The organism is Gemmiger sp., from assembly GCF_057431175.1.
Genome location: NZ_DBMDDV010000033.1, coordinates 12862 through 32094, shown reverse-complemented (window position 1 = coordinate 32094; position 19233 = coordinate 12862). Strand labels below are relative to the sequence as shown.

Annotated in this window: 18 protein-coding genes; 4 read left to right on the top strand and 14 right to left on the bottom strand. The window is 58.7% G+C overall.

Features of this window, described 5'->3' with window-relative positions:
• Nucleotides 1-122: 122 nt before the first annotated feature.
• Nucleotides 123-1193 carry a 3-isopropylmalate dehydrogenase gene (leuB, locus tag ACZO0A_RS11015; RefSeq protein ID WP_302377199.1) on the top strand — a complete coding sequence of 357 codons (1071 nt, stop codon included), beginning with the start codon at nt 123-125 and terminating at the stop codon, nt 1191-1193.
• 187 nt (nt 1194-1380) lie between these two features.
• Here leuB and ACZO0A_RS11010 read toward each other — a convergent pair whose 3' ends face one another.
• The 12 genes from ACZO0A_RS11010 to ACZO0A_RS10955 form a co-directional block, all read right to left on the bottom strand.
• A complete protein-coding gene (locus ACZO0A_RS11010) occupies nt 1381-2076 on the bottom strand; it encodes a hypothetical protein (protein WP_302377200.1) in 696 nt (231 codons plus the stop codon).
• Between the two features lie 3 nt (nt 2077-2079).
• Nucleotides 2080-2409: a PadR family transcriptional regulator gene (locus ACZO0A_RS11005; RefSeq protein ID WP_215693438.1), complete on the bottom strand. Its 330-nt coding sequence runs from the start codon at nt 2407-2409 to the stop codon at nt 2080-2082.
• Nucleotides 2410-2627: 218 nt separating this feature from the next.
• A complete protein-coding gene (locus ACZO0A_RS11000; RefSeq protein WP_302377203.1) occupies nt 2628-3641 on the bottom strand; it encodes an acyltransferase family protein in 1014 nt (337 codons plus the stop codon).
• Entirely contained in the window at nt 3638-4177 is a 540-nt protein-coding gene (locus ACZO0A_RS10995; RefSeq protein WP_294719705.1) for a PglD-related sugar-binding protein, read from the bottom strand. Before ACZO0A_RS10995 ends, ACZO0A_RS11000 begins: the two co-directional genes overlap by 4 nt.
• A 3-nt stretch (nt 4178-4180) precedes the next feature.
• On the bottom strand, nt 4181-5569 hold the full coding sequence (locus tag ACZO0A_RS10990; protein WP_302377204.1) for a hypothetical protein: 1389 nt from the start codon (nt 5567-5569) through the stop codon (nt 4181-4183).
• Nucleotides 5570-5587: 18 nt separating this feature from the next.
• Complete coding sequence (locus tag ACZO0A_RS10985) at nt 5588-7090, bottom strand: MBOAT family O-acyltransferase (RefSeq protein ID WP_302377206.1); 1503 nt, start codon at nt 7088-7090, stop codon at nt 5588-5590.
• Between the two features lie 27 nt (nt 7091-7117).
• On the bottom strand, nt 7118-7477 hold the full coding sequence (locus tag ACZO0A_RS10980; RefSeq protein WP_215693443.1) for a DUF2304 domain-containing protein: 360 nt from the start codon (nt 7475-7477) through the stop codon (nt 7118-7120).
• Nucleotides 7474-8193, bottom strand: coding sequence for a glycosyltransferase family 2 protein (locus tag ACZO0A_RS10975; RefSeq protein WP_215693444.1), 720 nt, complete (start codon nt 8191-8193; stop codon nt 7474-7476). The genes ACZO0A_RS10980 and ACZO0A_RS10975 overlap by 4 nt, the downstream gene beginning before the upstream one ends.
• 79 nt (nt 8194-8272) lie before the next feature.
• Nucleotides 8273-9490: a glycosyltransferase family 4 protein gene (locus ACZO0A_RS10970; RefSeq protein WP_302377208.1), complete on the bottom strand. Its 1218-nt coding sequence runs from the start codon at nt 9488-9490 to the stop codon at nt 8273-8275.
• Between the two features lie 21 nt (nt 9491-9511).
• The gene (wecB, locus tag ACZO0A_RS10965) at nt 9512-10687 is read right to left on the bottom strand and encodes a non-hydrolyzing UDP-N-acetylglucosamine 2-epimerase (protein ID WP_215693445.1); all 1176 of its coding nucleotides are present in this window, start codon (nt 10685-10687) and stop codon (nt 9512-9514) included.
• A gap of 105 nt (nt 10688-10792) precedes the next feature.
• Nucleotides 10793-11992 carry a polysaccharide biosynthesis C-terminal domain-containing protein gene (locus ACZO0A_RS10960; RefSeq protein ID WP_302377210.1) on the bottom strand — a complete coding sequence of 400 codons (1200 nt, stop codon included), beginning with the start codon at nt 11990-11992 and terminating at the stop codon, nt 10793-10795.
• A complete protein-coding gene (locus ACZO0A_RS10955) occupies nt 11989-13050 on the bottom strand; it encodes a polysaccharide biosynthesis protein (RefSeq protein ID WP_252261656.1) in 1062 nt (353 codons plus the stop codon). The genes ACZO0A_RS10960 and ACZO0A_RS10955 overlap by 4 nt, the downstream gene beginning before the upstream one ends.
• Before the next feature lie 172 nt (nt 13051-13222).
• Between ACZO0A_RS10955 and pepT the strand changes: the two genes are divergently transcribed.
• Together pepT and ACZO0A_RS10945 are read left to right on the top strand one after the other, a co-directional pair.
• Nucleotides 13223-14437, top strand: a complete 1215-nt coding sequence (pepT, locus tag ACZO0A_RS10950) for a peptidase T (RefSeq protein ID WP_486846320.1) — start codon at nt 13223-13225, stop codon at nt 14435-14437.
• 146 nt (nt 14438-14583) lie between these two features.
• The gene (locus ACZO0A_RS10945) at nt 14584-15075 is read left to right on the top strand and encodes a CarD family transcriptional regulator (protein WP_302377474.1); all 492 of its coding nucleotides are present in this window, start codon (nt 14584-14586) and stop codon (nt 15073-15075) included.
• Between the two features lie 209 nt (nt 15076-15284).
• Here the strand turns inward: ACZO0A_RS10945 and ACZO0A_RS10940 are convergent, their stop codons facing one another.
• Both ACZO0A_RS10940 and ACZO0A_RS10935 read right to left on the bottom strand, forming a co-directional pair.
• Nucleotides 15285-15950 (bottom strand): SdpI family protein, encoded by a 666-nt coding sequence (locus ACZO0A_RS10940; RefSeq protein WP_486846319.1) that lies wholly within the window; start codon nt 15948-15950, stop codon nt 15285-15287.
• Nucleotides 15937-16221 carry an autorepressor SdpR family transcription factor gene (locus ACZO0A_RS10935; protein WP_302377478.1) on the bottom strand — a complete coding sequence of 95 codons (285 nt, stop codon included), beginning with the start codon at nt 16219-16221 and terminating at the stop codon, nt 15937-15939. The genes ACZO0A_RS10940 and ACZO0A_RS10935 overlap by 14 nt, the downstream gene beginning before the upstream one ends.
• 361 nt (nt 16222-16582) lie before the next feature.
• On the opposite strand from ACZO0A_RS10935, the gene clpB reads away from it, so the two are divergent.
• Entirely contained in the window at nt 16583-19195 is a 2613-nt protein-coding gene (gene clpB, locus ACZO0A_RS10930) for an ATP-dependent chaperone ClpB (RefSeq protein ID WP_302377480.1), read from the top strand.
• Nucleotides 19196-19233 lie beyond the last annotated feature (38 nt).

Below are 19233 nucleotides of genomic sequence, written 5' to 3'. Positions count from 1 at the left end.
TGATGCCCTGTAGGGGCCGGGCATGCCCGGCCCGCGGTTTTACGGCAAAAGTGCTGTGATGGAAAGGCTGAGGGCGGGACATGTCCCGCCCCTACAATAGCAACGAGAGGGAGAACAGAACTATGCAGAAAAACATCACTCTGATCTACGGCGACTGTTCCAGCCCGGAGATCGTGACCCAGGCGGTGCGCGTGCTGGATAAAATTGCAGAAAAGCACGGCCATACGTTTACGTATACCCGCGCCTACATGGGCGGCGAGGCCATTGATAAATTCGGCGACCCGCTGCCCGCTGCGGAACTGGAAAAGTGCAAGAACGCCGACAGCGTCCTGCTGGGGGCCATCGGCGGCCCCAAGTGGGAGGGCCTGCCCGGCGACCAGCGCCCTGAGAAGGGCCTGCTGCGCCTGCGTTCCGGCATGGGATTGTATGCCAACAACCGCCCGGCCAAGATCTGGCCCCAGTTGGCGGATGCCTCCCCGCTGAAAAAGTCCATTGTGGACAAGGGCATTGACTTTATCGTCGTGCGTGAGCTGATTGGCGGCGTCTACTTTGGCGAGCATAAGACGATTGAGGAAAACGGCGAGAAGGTCGCCATCGACGTGATGCCCTACGCCGAACATGAAATTGAGCGCATCGGCCGCATCGGCTTTGAGACGGCCATGAAGCGCCGCAAAAAGCTGACCTGCGTGGACAAGGCGAACGTGCTGGACACCAGCCGCCTGTGGCGCGCCGTCATGCATCGTCTGCAGGTCGAGTACCCCGAGGTCGAGTACAGTGAAATGTTTGTGGACAACTGCGCTATGCAGATCTGCAAGAATCCCGCCCAGTTTGACGTCATCGTCACCGAAAATATGTTCGGCGATATCCTCTCTGACGAAGCCAGCGAAGTGACCGGTTCCATCGGCATGGTGCCGTCCTCCTCACTGGGGCAGGGGACCTGCGGCCTGTATGAGCCGATCCACGGCTCTGCGCCCGATATTGCCGGGCAGGACGTCGTCAACCCGATTGCCTGCATCCTCTCCGCGGCCATGATGCTGCGGTACAGCTTCGATATGCCCGCCGAGGCCGACGAGATCGAGGCGGCTGTCAACGCTGTTCTCGACGAAGGCTACCGCACCGCCGACATGATGGCTCCCGGCTGCACCAGGGTAGGCTGCACCGAGATGGGCAACAAGATTTTGGAGCATATTTAAAAGGCTTCCCCCCGCGGGGGAAGCTGTCACCGAAGGTGACTGATGAGGGGCGACCTTCCCGCAGCAACCCGTTTATGGGCAATTGCGGAAAGCTCGCCCCTCATCCGACCTCACTGCGTTCGGCCACCTTCCCCCGCAGGGGAAGGCAAAGCGTCCCCCGATGGTTCCGCACCATCGGGGGACACTTTTATTTCTCCATCACATCCCGCCAGGGCCGTTTTTCGGCAAGCTCGTTGCGGCGGTGGTTGCGCCAGATAAGCAGCGTTGCCAGTGCCGCGCCGAACAGGATGACTGCCGCAAGGTTGGGCAGGCCCACCGCGGGCAGCAGCGGCGTGATCCATTTGTCGACGAACCAAAACTCCACGAACCACAAAAGCATCATAGCGGCTGTAATAGCGCCGTACCGCACACCTTTTTCGGTAGAGGCCGCCCACTCGGCGGGGACAATGCGCTGCAGCAGCCACGCACTGGGCATCATAATGGCAATGCAGAGCACAAGCCAGACCGCGTCATAATAGCAGTCCCACGGGCGGCCCATCACCGTATAGGTCGCGGCGGAGGCCAACGCAAACGAGCACAGCCACACAAGGCTGTCTGCCATGTAATCCGCAAACTTCGGCTTGGGCATGCTTGCCAGCAGATTCCGTTTAAAAACATCTACGTCCCCGATGACCGACGGCAGATAGTCGCGCCGGGCCTCGGCCTGTGCCGCCATGGCAATCAGATCTTTGCGCACCAGTTCGACCTCATATCCGATGCCGCGTGTGTTGTCCACCACGCTGATGATTTCCGTGATGGTGTCACGGTCATACTCGGCCAGTGTCGAGAAAATCAGGTCATTTTCCTTTTTCAGTTCGCGGTACTCGCTGCGGATGGTTTTCACGGTTCAGCCCTCCTTGTCGTGCAAAATGCGGTTCACAGTGTCGCTGGCCTCCTGCCAGGCGGCCGCAAATTCGGAAAGATACTGCACCCCATCGGGGGTCAGGCGGTAGTATTTGCGGCTCGGCCCGCCGGATCCCGCGCGGTACTCGGCAGCAATCAGGCCCTTGCGTTCCAGCCGCAGCAGCAGGGGATAGAGTGTGCCCTCGGTTACGGCGGAAAAGCCGCTGTCCCGCAGGGTAGCGGCGATGGCGTAGCCATAGGTTGGCTCCCGGGATATGATCTGCAAAATGCAGCCTTCCAGCGTGCCCTTGCGCAGCTGTGCCTGGTCGAACACGATACCACCTCCTGACTACCTTGCAATGCAATGTTCTGTACCTATATTGTAATGCAAAGTAGTGGCGTTGTCAAGCATAATTGCAGGGGCCGGGTATGCCCGGCCCGCTCGTGTAAGGTGGAGCGTAGGGGGATGCTTGCATCCGACCGTGGGGCGTCGCAGGCGCCGCCATACAACAAAAACGGCAACCCCCTTCCCACGGGGACTGCCGCCCTTACTTATTTCCTTTTATACCAGCAATTTGCCAGCTTGTCAAACGCGGTCTGCACGGGCTGCCAGTTCAGCAGGGCCAGCGTGGCACAGGCCAGCAGGGTAAACCAGAGCACCACCACTGCCAGCGGCTTGCCGCGCATTAAGTCGTAGAACTTGAACTCGATCAGTGCCGCCAGAATCGGCATATGTAAAAGGTAAATCGCCAGCGTGTGCCGCCCCAGCCCTTCCAGCCGGTGGCGGCTGCTGAACACCACCGCCAGTGCAGCTGTGGTCAGGATGCCCGCCAGGTAGAACACAACGCGGTAGCCCACCGTGTCGCCGTCCGCATAACTCACATCATGGAACAGCTGTGGGCTGTTGTCCAAAATCGGGTCAGCCAGCAGCACGCGCAGGAAATACGCGCCATACCCCACCAACAGCGCGGCCAGGGCCGCCCGCCGCAGGCTGCACTTTTCCGCCGCTGCGGTAGCCAGGGCATCCAGTTGGGGGCGGAACAGCACTCCAAAAGCGTAGAACGGATAGAACGCTACCACGCGTACCAGCGTGAACGGCCACTCCACCAGGCCGCCCGCAAACGCCAGCCCCACGGCAAGCGCCAGCCCCAGGCAGGCCCCGGGCAGCCGCCAGCGGTCCCGCAGCCAGCACAAAACCGGCAGCGTCAGGTGCCAGAACACCAGCGCGTACAGGTACCACATATGCCGCCAGGGCAGCAGCAGCGCGGCCAGTGCGCCGCCGCTCTCGGCAAAATTTTCCCGCAGCACCGCCGCGCGGAACACAAACATGATGACCTGCCCCACCAGATACAGCCATAGCTGCTGCGTGACCAGCTTGCGCGGATGGAACCGCGCCACCAGCCCGCTGCAGGTGCAGAACAGCGCCATGTGAAACGCATAGATACAGAAAAATGACGCACTGACGAAGGAATATCCCATGCGGTACTGTTCCATAAAATGGCCGAACACCACCAGCAGGATACCCAGGCCCTTCAGCTCGTCAATATAATCGCGGCGCTGGGTCATTTGCTCTCCCAGGGGGAGCGGATGATCTCGCCGGAGTCCACCTTGGCGAACTCGGCAACCTCTGCCCCGGCCTTGACGATGCCGCCCGGTGCCACGTGTACGCCGCGACCCAGTTGGGCGTTGTGGTCCACGATGGCCCCGGCGTTCACGATGCAGCCCACGCCCAGGTGCGCGTCTGCACCCACGTAGGCCTGCGGCAGGATGATGCAGCCCGGCTCCAGCACGGCGCTGGGGCTGACCGACGCGGCATCACTGATAAAGACTGGCGTCGCGTACCCGGCAGCGGCCAGCTTTTGCAGCAGTTCTACCCGCAGGGCGTTGTCACCCAGCGCCACAAAGGCGGGGCGGCCGCGTTTCAAAATCGCGGGGTCAACGTAGTCCCGCAGGCCGCCCACGGCGCCGGGGGCGTTGTCGTCCAAAAAGTCCGCGCTGCCCCAGCCTTCGTCCATCAGCCAGTCGTTCAGCTGGGTGCCAAAGCCGCCGCGGCCCAGAACCAGCGGTCGCTTTGCGTTAAAACCGATCTCGATGAATGCCATAGATCATCCCTCCTGTGTAGGTGTCTCTCCGTCGGGGGTCTCGCCCTCGGCGGGTTGCGCGTTGGGGTCCTCAAGACTGGTGCGGGGGTGTACGTCCAGCGGGTTCGCCAGTGTACCGTTCTGCAAATCGGCCAATGCCTGTGGGATACCGGGGAAGAACTGGGCAATGCCGGTGCCGCCGCAGTGCAGACCGTCGAAGAAATCCGTTTCCTGCAAGCCCTCGATACATGCGGGGTCATAGCTGCCGTACAGCGGAATATTGTTGTCGGCGCAGTACTGGCGCAGCCAGTTTTCTACCTGGAAGAAACCCTTGTGCATCTCCGGCTCGGTCAGCAGGTAACCGTACAGATAGGGATGCCACGGCGACAGCACCAAAACGACCGTGGTGCCCTGAGACTGGGCGTATTTGATGAAGGAGTCAAACGCCTGAATCTGGGTCTGGCTCATCTCGTCAAAGCCTTCCATATGTACGCTGTTGAAGCTCATGCAGGCTTCGGCAGCCAGCGTGCGGATCTGGTCTTCAGTCTGGCTGCGGAACGCTACATCGTACAAAACGCTGCCGTCAGACCGCTTGATGCTCGTGGGCTGGTTGTAGGGGTCGCCCTCCACCGGGTTAAACTCGATGGTGTTGCCTTCGTCGTCGGTGACGGTGGCCTGGCCGCGGTTCTTGAAATAATAGTCCACGTTGCCCTGGAAGTATGCCGGGTCGGCAAGGGCTTTCCACAGCTCGACCTGGTTCGGCTCTTCATAGTCGGTGGGTACGTTCAGGACTTTTGTCAAAAATTCATTGTACAAATCGGCGTCAGCACGGGCGTCAAAGGCGGCCTCGCTGCCGTAAAAGACCCAGGGATCCAGGCTCCACAATAGCACCTTTGGCGCTTTGCCGTAGGTGACCATTTTGTAGTAGCTCGTCATATTGTCACGCACATCCGCGCCGGTGACGCCCATGTTGAAGAAGCTCTCCACGCCGGTGTTCTCGCGGTTGAACTGCAAAACGCGGCTGGAGCCAATACCGATAGCCTCGGGCGTCTCGGGCACATCCTGTGCATACAACTGTACCACCTGGCGCTCGTCCATCTGCTCGAAGTTTGTTACATCGTACCCTTGCAGCATCAAATCCACGATGCGGCGGGGGGCCAGCGCACCCTGGAACAGGCCGCTGCGGTCGACGTTATAGCTGAACGCCACCATAAACACAAGCACCGGCACCAACAGCAGGAACTTGAACCCGGTTTTCAGGCCAAAGTAGATGCGGCGGACAAGCCCCTGCAAAAACCAGAGGAAGGGGTTGCGCTTTTTCTTGCGGCGGCGCTTTTTGGCCGGGGCGCGACTGGGGGCACCGCGCTGGATTTTGACCGGCGGTGCGGGGATCGGGGTAGGGGACTTGGGCATAACATACACCGCCTTTCCTTAGTATTGCTGGTAGATGAACGCCGACTGACCGAACGCGGCGAAGAACAAGATCGCCGCAGCCGCGCCGTAGTAGAGCGTCCAGCGCAGCGGCCAGACCTGCTGGCGAATCCATTTGGCGACGCTGCGGCCACCGTGCTCTGCCGCAAAAACGACAAAGCAGCCGAACAACAGCGCCACCGGCAGACGGCCATCAATGCCGCTGCTGTAAATCAGGTTAGACACCTGTGCCCAGGAGCCAGACAGGCCATCCCAGCCCTGCAGGAGCGAACCGTAGACGGCGAAGGGGTCGGTATTATAGATGGCCGATGCAAAGAACACCAGCGTCAGGCAAAACAGCCCGTCCGTGACAATCGTCTGCCACAGTGCCTTGAACCAGCCCATGCGGTAGAGCGGATTCCAGCGATTGATGCGGCGGCGCAGTTTGGCCGTCATGACGCCGAAGGCCGCCAGAATGCCGGTGAACAGGCCCCAGGCCAAGTAGCGCCAGTCCGCGCCGTGCCACAGGCCGGAGCAGACAAAGACGATGACGATGTTTAAGTAGTGCCGCCATGGTGCGCACCGGCTGCCGCCCAGGCTGAAGTAGACGTAATCCCGGAACCAGCTGGTCATCGAGATATGCCACCGCCGCCAGAAATCGTTGAAGGTGCGGGCCTCAAAGGGGGACTGGAAGTTTTCGATCAGGTCGTACCCCAGGATACGCGCCGCGCCCAGGGCGATATCACAGCAGCCGGAGAAATCCATGTACAGCTGCACGGCGAACAGCACGGTGGCGGCAACGAGATTCGGGCCGCTTATGCCGGAAACATCACCGTAGACCAGCGAGACATACTGGCTCAGGTTGTCGGCGATGACCATTTTTTTTGTGTAGCCCCACAGCATACGGAATGCGCCGCCTGCGCAGCGGCCATAGCTGAACCGGCGGCTCTTTTGAATCTGCGGCCGCATCTGGGGGTAACGCTCGATGGGGCCGTTGATGAGCGTGGGGAAGAAGCTGACGAACAGCGCATAGTGCAGCGGGTTCGTTTCGACCCGGCAACGGCGCTTGAACACATCGATGGTGTAGCTCATGGCCGCAAAGGTGAAGTAGCTGAGGCCCAGGGGGGCCAGCAGATTCTCCCGGTGGGAGAGGAAGCTGCCGCCCAGAGAATCCGCCAGCAGGTTCCAGTATTTGTAGTAAATCAAAATACCGATGCCGAACCCTACCGAGACCAGTAGGGCCAGCACCCGCACGGCCTTGTTTTTGACCTTGCCGATGATAAGCCCGCACAGCCAGGTAACGACCGTAGCGGCGGCAATGACCCAGACCAGCGGGCGGTTGACCGGGTCATAGCAGAAGAAGCCGTAGCTGGCGATCAGCAGAAAATACGGCCGCAGCACGCGGGGCAGGGCATAGTTGATGAGTGCCACCGCCGCAAAAAAGGCAAGAAACAACAGCGAGGTGATCGCCATTGACTGATCCTCGCACAAAAAGGCGAGGATTTGCTCCCAGGTTATTGTCATGATTCCTCTCTCCGTTTCGCCGCAGGGTTATTTCTTCAGGGTATCTTCCAGGTCGCGGACACGCTTTTCCAGAATCGCGTTCGCCTGGGTCAGCCGCTTGCACTTGTCGGCCAGCTGGCTGATGGCAATGCTCAAGGACAGCAGTACCACCAGTACAAAGCAGAACATCAGCAAAAATACCAGGTTGACCGGCATTTCAATGTCCAGCAGGTCCCGCAGAACATACACCACATAGGGAAACGCCGCGGCAATTACCAGCCCCACGGCCAGCAGCAGCCACAGCAGGCTGTACTTTACGCTCATCAGCCCGCGCTTTAAAAGGGCAAAGATGATGAGCAGCAGCACCACTGCGCCCAGAATCATAAACAGCTGCAAGTGTGCGGTCATGCGCAGCCCCCTTTCTCCTTGCGGATGGACAGTCGGTCAATGATGAGCGCCAGCGTGACTTTGATCATGTAGTAGGCACTCTTGAAGCTGTGGATGCTGGACACGCCGCCCTGTCGCTCCCGCATGATGACCGGGGCCTCGCCCACATGGTAGCCCGCCAGGCTGGCAGCCAGAATGGCTTCCGGCTCGGGGTAATCGGCAGCGTAATGCCGGGAGAAAAACGCGGTCATGCCGGCGTTGGTGGCGCGGAACCCGCTGGTCACATCCAGTACCCGCTTGCCGCACAGCAGATAGATCATCCCACTCAGCCAGCGGATGCCGACCCGGCGCATAAAGCTGGTCTGGAATCCTTCCTTTTTAATAAAACGGCTGCCGATGCACATATCGCATTCGCCGTTCAGCACCGGCTGCACAATCTCCATTAGGTAGGCGGGGTCGTGCTGGCCGTCGCCGTCCATCTGCACGGCGACATCATAGCCATGATGTACGGCATACAGGTAGCCGCACTGCACATTGCCACCTATCCCTAAGTTGACCGGCAGGTCGAGGAAGGGATAGTGGTGCTCTTTCAAAATTTCCGCACTGCGGTCGGTGGAGCAGTCGTTGACCACAAGATAGTCCACCTCCGGGCAGACCGCCCGCAGATTTTCCACCGTGTTGACGATGTTGTCTTCCTCATTATAGCAGGGGATAATGACAAGAATTTTTTTATCCAAAATGGGTGTACCTCTCAATTTTGGGTGTGTTGCGTTTTTGTGGGATAGAGGCGGTAACGGCAAGGCTGCGAGGGCTTCCTCATTTTCCTTCCACCGTGAATTCCTCCAACCGCTTCAGCAGCTCGGCCCGGCGGTAGTGCGCGGCGTAATACGCGTAGGCTTTCTGCCCCAGCGCCGCCCGCTCGTCGTTACTCATGCGGTACAGCGCCAGCATATTATCCGCCAGCGCCCTGCGGTCACAGGCCGGGCTGACCAGCCCGCCGCCGCTCTCTTTTACTGCCGCATACCCTGCGCCGTTCATTGAGGCCAGCACCGGCTTGGCGGCGGCCATATAGCTGGCCAGCTTGCCGGGCACGGTCAGCCCAAGATCGGGCGAGTCGGACAGGGAAATCAGCAGCGCGTCCGCCAGCGCCGTGAACTTCGGCACATCGGTGGCAGGCACGCTGCCGTAGAATGTCACGGCGTCCTCGGCGCGCAAATCAGCCACCTGCTTTTGCAGGGCCTCGCGGCTCATGCCGTCGCCCACCAGCAGCAGGTGCAGTGCTTCCGCCCCGGCGGCGCGGGCGTCCAGCACGGCGTTAATGACCATGTCCAGGCTCTGCGCAGGGGTGAAGGTGCCGGTAAATACCAGGTTGAACCGCCCGGCAAACCGTTCTTCCAGCGCTGGATCAGGCTGCGGCACGGCGTAGAAATCCTCGCAGTACTGCGGGATGACCGCCACTTCCGCCGCCGTTTTCCCGGTGCGGGCGCACAGCCGTTCTTGCAGTGGCTCGCTCATGGCAATCAGCCGGTCGCACCGCTTGTACAGGCCGTCGCTGACCGCCTGGGCCACAAAACGCATAAACTTGTTCTTGACAGGAAGCACACTGTACAGATTCTCCGGCCACAAGTCCAGCACATAATTTGTAAACGGAACACCGTGCTTTTTCGCGTATTTGATGGCGGGCCAGCACATCAGTACCGGGCTGGTGTTAAAGCAGAAAACCGCATCATACCCGCCGGGCAGGCGTTTCAGCGCCCCTGCCGCATACAGCGGCCAGCTGACGTAGTTCAAAAAAATCGTCTTGCCGGTGTTGCCCTTGCGCGGTATCTCCCGCGCCCGGAACACCCGCGCACCCTTGTACACTTCCTCAAAAGGGCCGTCGGCGCTGTATCCGTCGAACCATTCGCCTTTGGGATAGTTGGGCAGACCGCACAGCACGTCCACGGAGAGGCCGTCCTGCACAAAGCCCTCGACAATATCATTGATGCGGAAATTTTCCGGCCAGAAATGCTGGGTCACTACCAGTATGCGCATAGGTATCGTGTTCCTGTCGTTTTAGTATTTGCGCCACACCATCTTGTTTACAACGCCGGTGTAGCTCTGGATGATCTTGACCACCTTGTCCGAGACATTCTCGTCGGTGTAGTCGGGCACAGGCGTACCCAAATCGCCGTTGCGGTTCATTTCGACGGCCACGTCAACAGCTTGCAGCAGGTGGTCGCCGTCGATGCCCGCGAGAATAAAGTCCGCCTTGTCCAGCGCCTCGGGCCGCTCGGTGGAGGTGCGGATGCAGACCGCGGGGAAGGGGTGCCCGACGCTGGTGAAGAAGCTGGATTCCTCGGGCAGCGTGCCGCTGTCGCTAACGACGCAGAAGGCGTTCATCTGCAAACAGTTGTAATCGTGGAAGCCCAGCGGTTCATGCTGAATGACCCGCTTGTCCAGCTGGAACCCGCTCTGCTCCAGTCGCTTGCGGCTGCGCGGATGGCAGGAGTAGAGAATCGGCATATCGTACTTTTCGGCCATCTTGTTGATGGCGGTGAACAGCGAGGTAAAGTTTTTCTCGGTGTCGATATTTTCCTCGCGGTGGGCGGAAAGCAGGATGTACTTGCCTTTCTCAAGCCCCAGACGCGCGTGAATGTCCGACGCCTCGATTTTCTCGAGATTCTGGTGCAGCACCTCAGCCATGGGGGAACCGGTCACATAGGTGCGCTCCTTCGGCAGGCCGGTGTCGGCCAGATAGCGGCGGGCGTGCTCGGAGTAAGCCATGTTCACGTCGGAGATGATATCCACGATGCGGCGGTTCGTTTCTTCGGGCAGGCACTCGTCCTTGCAGCGGTTGCCGGCTTCCATGTGGAAAATGGGAATGTGCAGCCGCTTGGCACCGATGACAGACAGGCAGCTGTTGGTATCGCCCAGCACCAGCACGGCGTCGGGCCGGATGGCGGCCATCAGCTTGTAGCTCTCGGCAATGATGTTGCCCATCGTCTCGCCCAGATCCGCGCCCACGGCGTCCATGTAGACCTCGGGATCGGCCAGCTCCAGGTCATGGAAGAACACACCGTTCAAATTGTAGTCGTAGTTCTGCCCGGTGTGGGCCAGGATGACGTCAAAATATTTGCGCGTCTTGTTGATGACGGCGGCCAGCCGGATAATTTCCGGCCGCGTGCCGACGATAATCAGCAATTTCAGCTTGCCGTTATTTTTAAAAGAAACATTGCTGTAATCAGCCATAGGTTCCTCCCTTAGTATTGTTGAATGCTGCCACACATGGCATTGCAGGGGCCGATGCCTGCATCAGTCCGGGGGTTCGGGGACGCCGCGCCCTGCAACGCGGTGTCACACCTTCTCAAAAAACGTATCCGGTCTCTGTGCGTCAAACGGTTCGTTCGCCCACATCAGCGTGACGAGGTTTTCCGTCTTGCTCAAGTTGATGATATTATGGGTGTACCCGGGCAGCATATGGATGGCCTGGGGCTTGTCGCCGGTCACTTCAAATTCCAGCACGTCCTCACTGCCGACGCGGCGCTCCTGAATCAGCCCATGCCCCGCCACCACAATGAAAAATTCCCACTTGGTATTGTGCCAGTGCTGGCCCTTCGTGATGCCGGGCTTGGAAATATTCACGCTGAATTGCCCGCAGCTCTCGGTTTTCAGCAGCTCGGTAAAGCTGCCGCGGGTGTCCTCGTTTTTCTTCAAATCGAAAATGACTTTCTCTTTCGGCAGATAGGAAAGATAGGTCGAGTACAGCTTCTTCGCAAAACTGCCCGCCGGAATTTCCGGCACCACCAGCGTTGCAGGCTGTGCCTTGAACTTTTCCAGCAAGTCTACAATCTCGCCCAACGTAACCTTGTGCGTCACAGGCGCGGCACAGTAGCGGCCCCCTGCACAAAAAACAGGCGTCAGGCCGTCGTAATTGCAGCGGTGGGGATGGCCTTCCAGTGCATCGAGCATTTCCTCGACCAAATCGTCAATGTACAAAAGCTCCAGTTCGGTGGTGCGGTCGTTCACCGTGATGGACAGGTCGTTTGCCACGTTATTGCAGAACGTCGCCACGGCGCTGTTGTAGTTGGGGCGGCACCATTTGCCGAACAAATTCGGGAAGCGGTAGACATATACCGCCGCGCCGGTCTGCTTGGCATAATCGAAGAACAGTTCCTCGCCCGCCAGCTTGCTTTTGCCGTAGTCGCTGCCCGCATAGCGGCCAAGCAAAGTTGCCTGTATCGAACTCGAAAGCATGACCGGGCAGGTGTTGCCGTGAGATTTGAGCGTGTCCAGCAGGGTGGAAGCAAAGCCAAAGTTGCCCTGCATGAACTCATCGTTGTCCTTCGGACGGTTGACGCCCGCCAGGTTGAACACAAAGTCGGCTTCTGCACAAAAGCGGTCCAGCTCTGCGGGCGGCGTGTCAAGGTCGTACTCAAACACTTCCTCAATCGTCAGCGCCGGGCGAGTGCGATTTTTGCCGTCGCGGATGTTCTTCAAATTTTCGCAGAGGTTGCGGCCCACAAAGCCTTTTGCCCCTGTTACAAGGATTTTCATGCCTTTTTCTCGGCCTCCATCTCTTTCAGGGCGTTCTGCACGTACTCGGTAGTCAAAATCTTCTTCACGGTGCCCTCCACGTCCAGGCGGTTCGTGTTGTGGCTCGTGTAGGAGTCGTCGGCCATCGTGTGGACCTCGCCCTTCACGACGAACTTATCATAGTTCAGGTCGCGGTTGTCGGCGGCGACGCGGTAGTAGCCGCCCATATCCTCACTGCGCAGCCGCTCCTCGCGGGTCATCAGCGTCTCAAACAGCTTTTCGCCGTGGCGGGTGCCGATGATGTTCGTGCCGGTGTCGCCGAACAGCTGCTGCACAGCCTTGGCCAGGTCGCCGATGGTGGAAGCGTCGCTCTTCTGAATGAACAGGTCGCCCGGGTTCGCGTGCTCGAACGCGAACATGACCAAGTCAACGGCCTCGTCCAGGTTCATCAAAAAGCGGGTCATGTTGGGGTCGGTGATGGTGATGGGGTTGCCTGCCTTGATCTGGTCGATGAACAGCGGAATCACGCTGCCGCGGCTGCACATGACGTTGCCGTAGCGGGTGCAGCAGATGGTCGTGCCGCCGCGCTCGGCCGCCACGCGGGCGTTGGCAAAGATGACGTGCTCCATCATGGCCTTGGAAATGCCCATGGCGTTGATGGGGTAGGCGGCTTTGTCGGTGGACAGGCAGACGACACGCTCAACGCCCGCGTCAATGGCGGCGTGCAGCACATTGTCGGTGCCGATGATGTTCGTCTGCACAGCCTGCATCGGGAAGAACTCGCAGCTGGGCACCTGTTTCAGCGCCGCTGCGTGGAAAATGTAGTTGACGCCGGGCATGGCGTCCCGGATGGACTGCGGGTTGCGCACATCGCCGATGTAGAACTTGACCTTGCCCGCGTACTCAGGGTACTGGGCCTGCAGCTCGTGGCGCATATCGTCCTGCTTCTTCTCGTCGCGGGAGAAAATGCGGATTTCGCCGATATCGGTGGAGAGAAAATGCTTGAGCACGGTATGGCCGAAGCTGCCGGTGCCGCCGGTGATGAGCAGGGTCTTATCCTTAAAAATGCTGTTTGCCATGATGGCCTCCTTATATTTGACCGCGCACAGGGCGCAGTTTACCTTTATAATCTTATTTATTCTAGCACAAAAATCGCGTCTTGAAAAGGCCGCAGGGTTGGAAAATGCTGCTTTTTGTGGTATAATGACAAAGAAATCGCTATTAAATGCTTTTTTGAAGGAGGACACGCCCATGCGCGCCTATGAACGTCTATTAAAATATGTAAAGGTCCATACGACCTCTGACCCCAACAGCGGCACCCACCCCAGCACGCTGCGCCAGTTTGACCTGGCCAAAATCCTCGTCGAGGAGCTGAAAGAACTGGGCCTGACCGATGCCCATGTGGACGAGCACTGCTATGTCTACGCCACGCTGCCCGCCACCCCAGGGCAGGAGAACGCCAAGCCCCTGGGCTTTATCGCCCACATGGATACGGCGGACGACGCCAGCGGTGAGAATGTCCAGCCGCAGATCCACGAGAATTACGACGGTGAGGCCGTCGTCCTGCCCGCCACCGGCACGGTGCTGGACCCAGAGGTTTTCCCCTTCCTGCGCACGATGAAGGGCCAGACCCTCATCACCACCGACGGCTCCACACTGCTGGGTGCGGACGATAAGGCCGGTGTGGCCGAGATCATGACTGCATTGGAGCGCATCATTGCCGAGAACCGCCCCCACGGCAAGCTCTGCATCGGCTTCACCCCCGATGAGGAAATCGGCGAGGGCGCGAGCCTGTTTGATGTGCCCGGCTTCGGCGCGGCCTACGCCTACACCGTTGATGGCGAGGACGTCGGCGAGATCAGCTATGAGAACTTCAACGCCGCCGCCGCGGTCGTGACCGTCCACGGTTTCAGCGTCCACCCCGGCAGTGCCAAGGACACGATGATCAACGCCCAGAATGTGGCGATGGAGTTCCACGCCGCATTGCCGGCCTTCTCCCGCCCCGAGCACACCGAGGGCAGGGAAGGCTTCTTCCACCTGACGAGCATGCAGGGTGACGTGACCACAGCGCATCTGGGCTACATCGTGCGCGACCACGATGCCGCCAAGTTTGCCGCCCGCAAGGCGCAGCTGCAGCACATCGCCGACTGCCTGAACGGCCGTTACGGCGCGGGCACGGTGGAACTGGACATCAAGGACAGCTATTACAATATGCTGGAGAAGATTCAGCCCCACTTCCACCTGGTGGAGAACGCCCGCAAGGCCATCCGTGCGGCGGGGCTGGACCCCATCGAAAGCCCGGTACGCGGCGGCACTGACGGCGCGACCCTGAGCTATATGGGCCTGCCCTGCCCGAACCTCGGCACAGGCGGCTTCAACTTCCACGGCCCGTGTGAGTGCATCACAGCCGAAAAGATGGACCAGGGCGTGGAAATTCTGCTGAACCTGGTCGATCTGTATAAGTAAAACCTAACCCCGGCGCAATCTCGTACATTTTGTACAAAACTGCGCCGGGGTATTTTTGTCCAAATCGCCTATGACATTTTTTGACGAAAAGGCGTATACTTGTATAGGAAAGAAATCATTTCATGAGAGAAAAAGGAGTATGCGTCATGTTTAAAGCAGGGGATACGGTCAGCTATGGCACCAGCGGCGTCTGCACGATTGCCGAGCAAAAGCGTGTCACGCTGGGCGGCCAGCCCCACGATTGTTTTATCTTAAAACCGGTCTACGATGCCAGTATGAAAATCTGTGTGCCCTGCGACAGTGCACCGCTTTTGGAGCGAATGCGCCCATTGCCCACCCGGGACGACCTGCTGGCCCTGCTGCGGGAACCGTTGCCCGACCACGACCCGGACCCCGGCGCCCGCAAGCTAGCCTACCGCGAGGCACTGAAAAGCGGCAATCTGCACGCGCTGGTGCGCATGGTGCGGGATATCCGCACCGAACAAGCCCTGCGCCGAGCCAAGGGCAAGCAGCTTTCCGCCTATGAGGACACCGCCCTGCGCGACGCCCAGAACGTCCTGCACAGTGAGTTCGCCTATGTCATGGGCATAGAACCAAACGAAGTGCCGAAGTTCATTGCAAAAGAATTAGGGGAATAAAAAAACAGCCCGCGCTTCGATTTGAAGCGCGGGTTGCGTTTTATGGTAGGGTAGGGAGGGGGATTGCCCCCCGCGTGGCGTTGAGGCCGCCGTCCCCTACAAACCGTAAGGCAGAGGTGTAGGGGCCGCATATGTGCGGCCCGCAGCCTAACGGGAAACTGTCTGCCTTACACGGCCGGGCCGGCATGTCCGGCCCCTGCATGGCAAGTTTACTTCATCTTTCCAACATACACCAAATACGAGTACAAATAAATCCACGCACTGCCGCCTAAAACAGCAACCAGCAGCACAGCCAGCGTTGCAATGTCGCCCAGCAGGCCGCCCAGGAAAGCAAGCACCAGAAGCACAATGCCCATTACAATAAAGGTATACCCGCCCATGCGCTGGGTGCGCTGCCAGTTGTGCGCGTCGTTCAGCGCCCAGGGCGTGCGGCAACCGAAGGTGTAGTTCTGCTTGACCTGCGGCATAAAGTTCCCCATGATGATGAACAACACGCCGATGCCGCCGCAGACCAGAATGCTGACGATGTTGCTGCTGTCCGGCAGCTTACCGAACACAGCCAATTCACTCAGCCAGCTGAACATAGCCATCATCACGGTGAACAGCACCACAAACAGGTTCCACACCTTGCCAAATTTCTCAAAATTCTGGTGCTTGGGGTCGACTTTGCGGATGACCTCAAACAAAATCAACATCGCAAACGGCAGCGCGGCCAGAATCAGGACGGTGGACTTCGGCCCCCAGCCGTTGACCTGCCCGCTGGCTCCCCAGTGGGTGGGCACAATGTCCGGCAGGGAGGGGTAGAAGTACAGGTGCGCGGCAAAATTCAGCACGCAGATTACGGTTAAAATCCAGAACAGCTTATTCTTTTTCATTGCTATCGTCTCCCTTTACAAGGCCGCAGTCATAAAACCACTTCATCAATTCCTGAAATACGGTCAGATTCACACTGTACACAATGTTCTGGCCGCGGCGCTCATCGGTAATAAGCGCCGCACTTTTTAAAATGTTCAGATGGTGGCTGACGGACGGCTTTGTCATATCAAAATGTACGGCGATCTCCCCGGCAGTCAGATCGCCCTGTGCCAGCAGTTCTAAAATGCGCCGCCGCGTCGGGTCGGCCAGCGCTTTAAAAACGTCTCCCAAATATGTCGGCTCCTTTCTTGCAGACAATTAGATAAACGTCTAACTGTCTGTGCCCCCACTATACACCTTGCGGCTGCCTTTGTCAATAGATATTTAGAAAAATATCTAACTATCGCTGCCCTCCTACTGTTCATCCAGCTTTTTCCATTGATTTTCTCTGCAATTTCACAATTTGTTTGCAATTTTCCTATTGACATGGTGGGCGAATGTGCTACAATATTAGCAGTCGAACTGATAGAGTGCTAAAGAAAATAAAACACGCAGAATTTGCGAAAGCAGACTCGTAAGCTGAAAAAACTTAACACTTAATAAGTTAGACTGCCAATACAATGCGCTATCTGCAACTAAGGAGGTACGCACTATGAACATCGAACAAATGACACAGAAAACCCGCGAGGCTTTGCAGGCTGCACAGCGCATCGCGGTGGAATATTCCAACAATGCGGTCGAGCAGGAACACCTGCTGGCGGCGCTGGCCCAGCAGCAGGACGGCCTGATCCCCCAGATGCTGCAAACCCTTGGTGTGGACGCAAATGCATTTGCCAATGCGGCTTTGCAGAAAGTAGAGGCCCTGCCTCGCGTGACCGGCTCCGGCCGCGACCCGGAGAAAATCTATATCTCCGGCGACCTGGACCGTGCCCTCAACGCTGCGGAGCAGCAAGCTAAGCAGATGAAGGATGAATATATCAGCGTTGAACACGTTTTCCTCGGAATTTTGCAGCGACAGGGCAAGGCTGCCAGCGAAATTTTCAAGACTTTTGGCATCACGACTGAGAAATTTATGCAGACGCTCAGCACGGTGCGTGGCAATCAGCGGGTAACGAGTGATAACCCGGAGGATACCTACAACGCGCTGAAAAAGTACGGCCAGGACCTTGTGGAGATGGCTCGCGCTAACAAACTGGACCCGGTCATCGGCCGTGACAGCGAGATCCGCAACGTCATCCGCATCCTGAGCCGTAAGCGCAAGAACAACCCCGTCCTCATCGGTGAGGCTGGTGTCGGTAAGACTGCCATTGCCGAGGGCCTTGCTCAGCGTATCGTGCGCGGCGATGTGCCCGAGAACCTGAAAGACCGCACCGTGTTCAGCCTGGACATGGGCGCACTGGTCGCGGGTGCAAAATACCGCGGCGAGTTTGAGGAACGCCTGAAGAGCGTTCTGAACGAGGTCAAGAAGTCCGAGGGCAAGATCATCCTCTTCATCGATGAACTGCACACCATCGTCGGCGCAGGCAAGACCGACGGCGCGATGGACGCGGGCAACCTGCTCAAACCCATGCTGGCCCGCGGCGAGCTGCACTGCATCGGTGCAACCACGCTGGACGAGTACCGCGAGTATATCGAGAAAGACCCTGCGCTGGAACGTCGTTTCCAGCCGGTCATGGTCAATGAGCCGACCGTCGAGGATACCATTTCGATCCTGCGCGGTCTGAAGGAACGCTACGAGGTCTACCACGGCGTCAAAATTCAGGACGCCGCGCTGATTGCCGCTGCGACCCTGTCTGACCGCTATATCACCGACCGTTTCCTGCCCGATAAGGCCATTGACCTGGTGGATGAAGCCTGCGCCATGGTCAAGACGGAGCTGGACTCCATGCCCGCTGAACTGGATGAGATGAACCATCGTATCACCCAGCTGCAAATCGAGGAAGCCTCTTTAAAGAAGGAAACCGACGAACTGTCTAAGCAGCGCCTGGTCGCTCTGGAGAAGGAAATGGCCGAGCTGCGCGACAGCTTCAACAGCAAAAAAGCCCAGTGGGAGAACGAGAAGAACGCCGTCAATAAGGTGCAGAGCCTGCGCGCCGAGGTGGAGTCCACCAAGGCTGAAATCGAAAAGGCTACCCGCACCGGTGATTACGCCAAGGCCGGCGAGCTGCAGTACGGCAAGTTGCCTACCCTGCAAAAACAGCTGGAAGAGGAAGAAAAAATCGCCGAGGAGAAGAAGGAATCGAGCCTGCTGCGTGACCGTGTGACGGACGACGAAATCGCCCGCATCGTGGCTCGTTGGACTGGTATCCCGGTGTCGAAACTCGTCGAAGGCGAGCGCGAGAAGCTGTTGCGCCTGCCGGACACGCTGCATCAGCGGGTCATCGGCCAGGACGAGGCTGTGCAGAAGGTTTCCGACGCTATCCTGCGTTCCCGCGCGGGTATCGCCAACCCGAACCGCCCCATCGGCAGCTTCCTGTTCCTCGGCCCCACGGGCGTCGGCAAGACCGAACTTGCCAAGGCGCTGGCCCAGGCTCTGTTTGACGATGAGAAGAACATGGTCCGTATCGACATGACCGAGTACATGGAGAAATTCAGCGTCTCGCGCCTGATTGGTGCGCCTCCGGGATACGTCGGCTATGAGGAGGGCGGCCAACTGACCGAGGCCGTGCGCCGCCATCCGTACAGCGTCGTGCTGTTTGATGAGGTCGAAAAGGCCCACCCGGACGTGTTCAACATCCTGTTGCAGGTGCTGGACGACGGCCGCATCACCGACAGCCAGGGCCGCACGGTGGACTTCAAGAACACCGTCATCATCCTGACGTCGAACCTCGGCTCTGACCTGATTCTGGAAGATCTGGAAAAGAGCCGTGCCAACGGCAAAAACGAGTTGTCTGATGAGGCAAAGAGCGCCATCGACCAGTTGCTCAAGCGGCAGTTCCGCCCCGAGTTCCTGAACCGCCTTGACGATATCGTCTACTACAAGAGCCTGACGAAACAGGAAATCGGCTCCATCGTCGATTTGATGCTGGCCGACCTGCGCAAGCGCCTGGCCGACAAGCAGCTGAATCTGGTCGTCACCGACGCGGCCAAGGATGCCATCATCGACGGCGGCTATGACCCGATTTACGGCGCCCGCCCCTTGAAGCGGTACATCCAGGCTCACGTCGAAACGATGATAGCAAAGGAGATCATCGGCGGCGCCCACGCGGCAGGGGACACCCTGACCGTGGATGCGGATGCCAATGGGCAGCTGATTTTGCGATAAGACCCGCATAAAATAACCGCTCCTGGGTGTGTGGAATC

What these genes read in the sequence shown, in the direction of transcription:
- leuB (WP_302377199.1), top strand. Translation starts at nt 123, where the DNA reads ATGCAGAAAAACATCACTCTGATCTACGGCGACTGTTCCAGCCCGGAG.
- ACZO0A_RS11000 (WP_302377203.1), bottom strand. Translation starts at nt 3,641, where the DNA reads ATGACCCAGCGCCGCGATTATATTGACGAGCTGAAGGGCCTGGGTATC.
- ACZO0A_RS10995 (WP_294719705.1), bottom strand. Translation starts at nt 4,177, where the DNA reads ATGGCATTCATCGAGATCGGTTTTAACGCAAAGCGACCGCTGGTTCTG.
- ACZO0A_RS10990 (WP_302377204.1), bottom strand. Translation starts at nt 5,569, where the DNA reads ATGCCCAAGTCCCCTACCCCGATCCCCGCACCGCCGGTCAAAATCCAG.
- ACZO0A_RS10985 (WP_302377206.1), bottom strand. Translation starts at nt 7,090, where the DNA reads ATGACAATAACCTGGGAGCAAATCCTCGCCTTTTTGTGCGAGGATCAG.
- ACZO0A_RS10980 (WP_215693443.1), bottom strand. Translation starts at nt 7,477, where the DNA reads ATGACCGCACACTTGCAGCTGTTTATGATTCTGGGCGCAGTGGTGCTG.
- ACZO0A_RS10970 (WP_302377208.1), bottom strand. Translation starts at nt 9,490, where the DNA reads ATGCGCATACTGGTAGTGACCCAGCATTTCTGGCCGGAAAATTTCCGC.
- wecB (WP_215693445.1), bottom strand. Translation starts at nt 10,687, where the DNA reads ATGGCTGATTACAGCAATGTTTCTTTTAAAAATAACGGCAAGCTGAAA.
- ACZO0A_RS10960 (WP_302377210.1), bottom strand. Translation starts at nt 11,992, where the DNA reads ATGAAAATCCTTGTAACAGGGGCAAAAGGCTTTGTGGGCCGCAACCTC.
- ACZO0A_RS10955 (WP_252261656.1), bottom strand. Translation starts at nt 13,050, where the DNA reads ATGGCAAACAGCATTTTTAAGGATAAGACCCTGCTCATCACCGGCGGC.
- pepT (WP_486846320.1), top strand. Translation starts at nt 13,223, where the DNA reads ATGCGCGCCTATGAACGTCTATTAAAATATGTAAAGGTCCATACGACC.
- ACZO0A_RS10945 (WP_302377474.1), top strand. Translation starts at nt 14,584, where the DNA reads ATGTTTAAAGCAGGGGATACGGTCAGCTATGGCACCAGCGGCGTCTGC.
- ACZO0A_RS10940 (WP_486846319.1), bottom strand. Translation starts at nt 15,950, where the DNA reads ATGAAAAAGAATAAGCTGTTCTGGATTTTAACCGTAATCTGCGTGCTG.
- clpB (WP_302377480.1), top strand. Translation starts at nt 16,583, where the DNA reads ATGAACATCGAACAAATGACACAGAAAACCCGCGAGGCTTTGCAGGCT.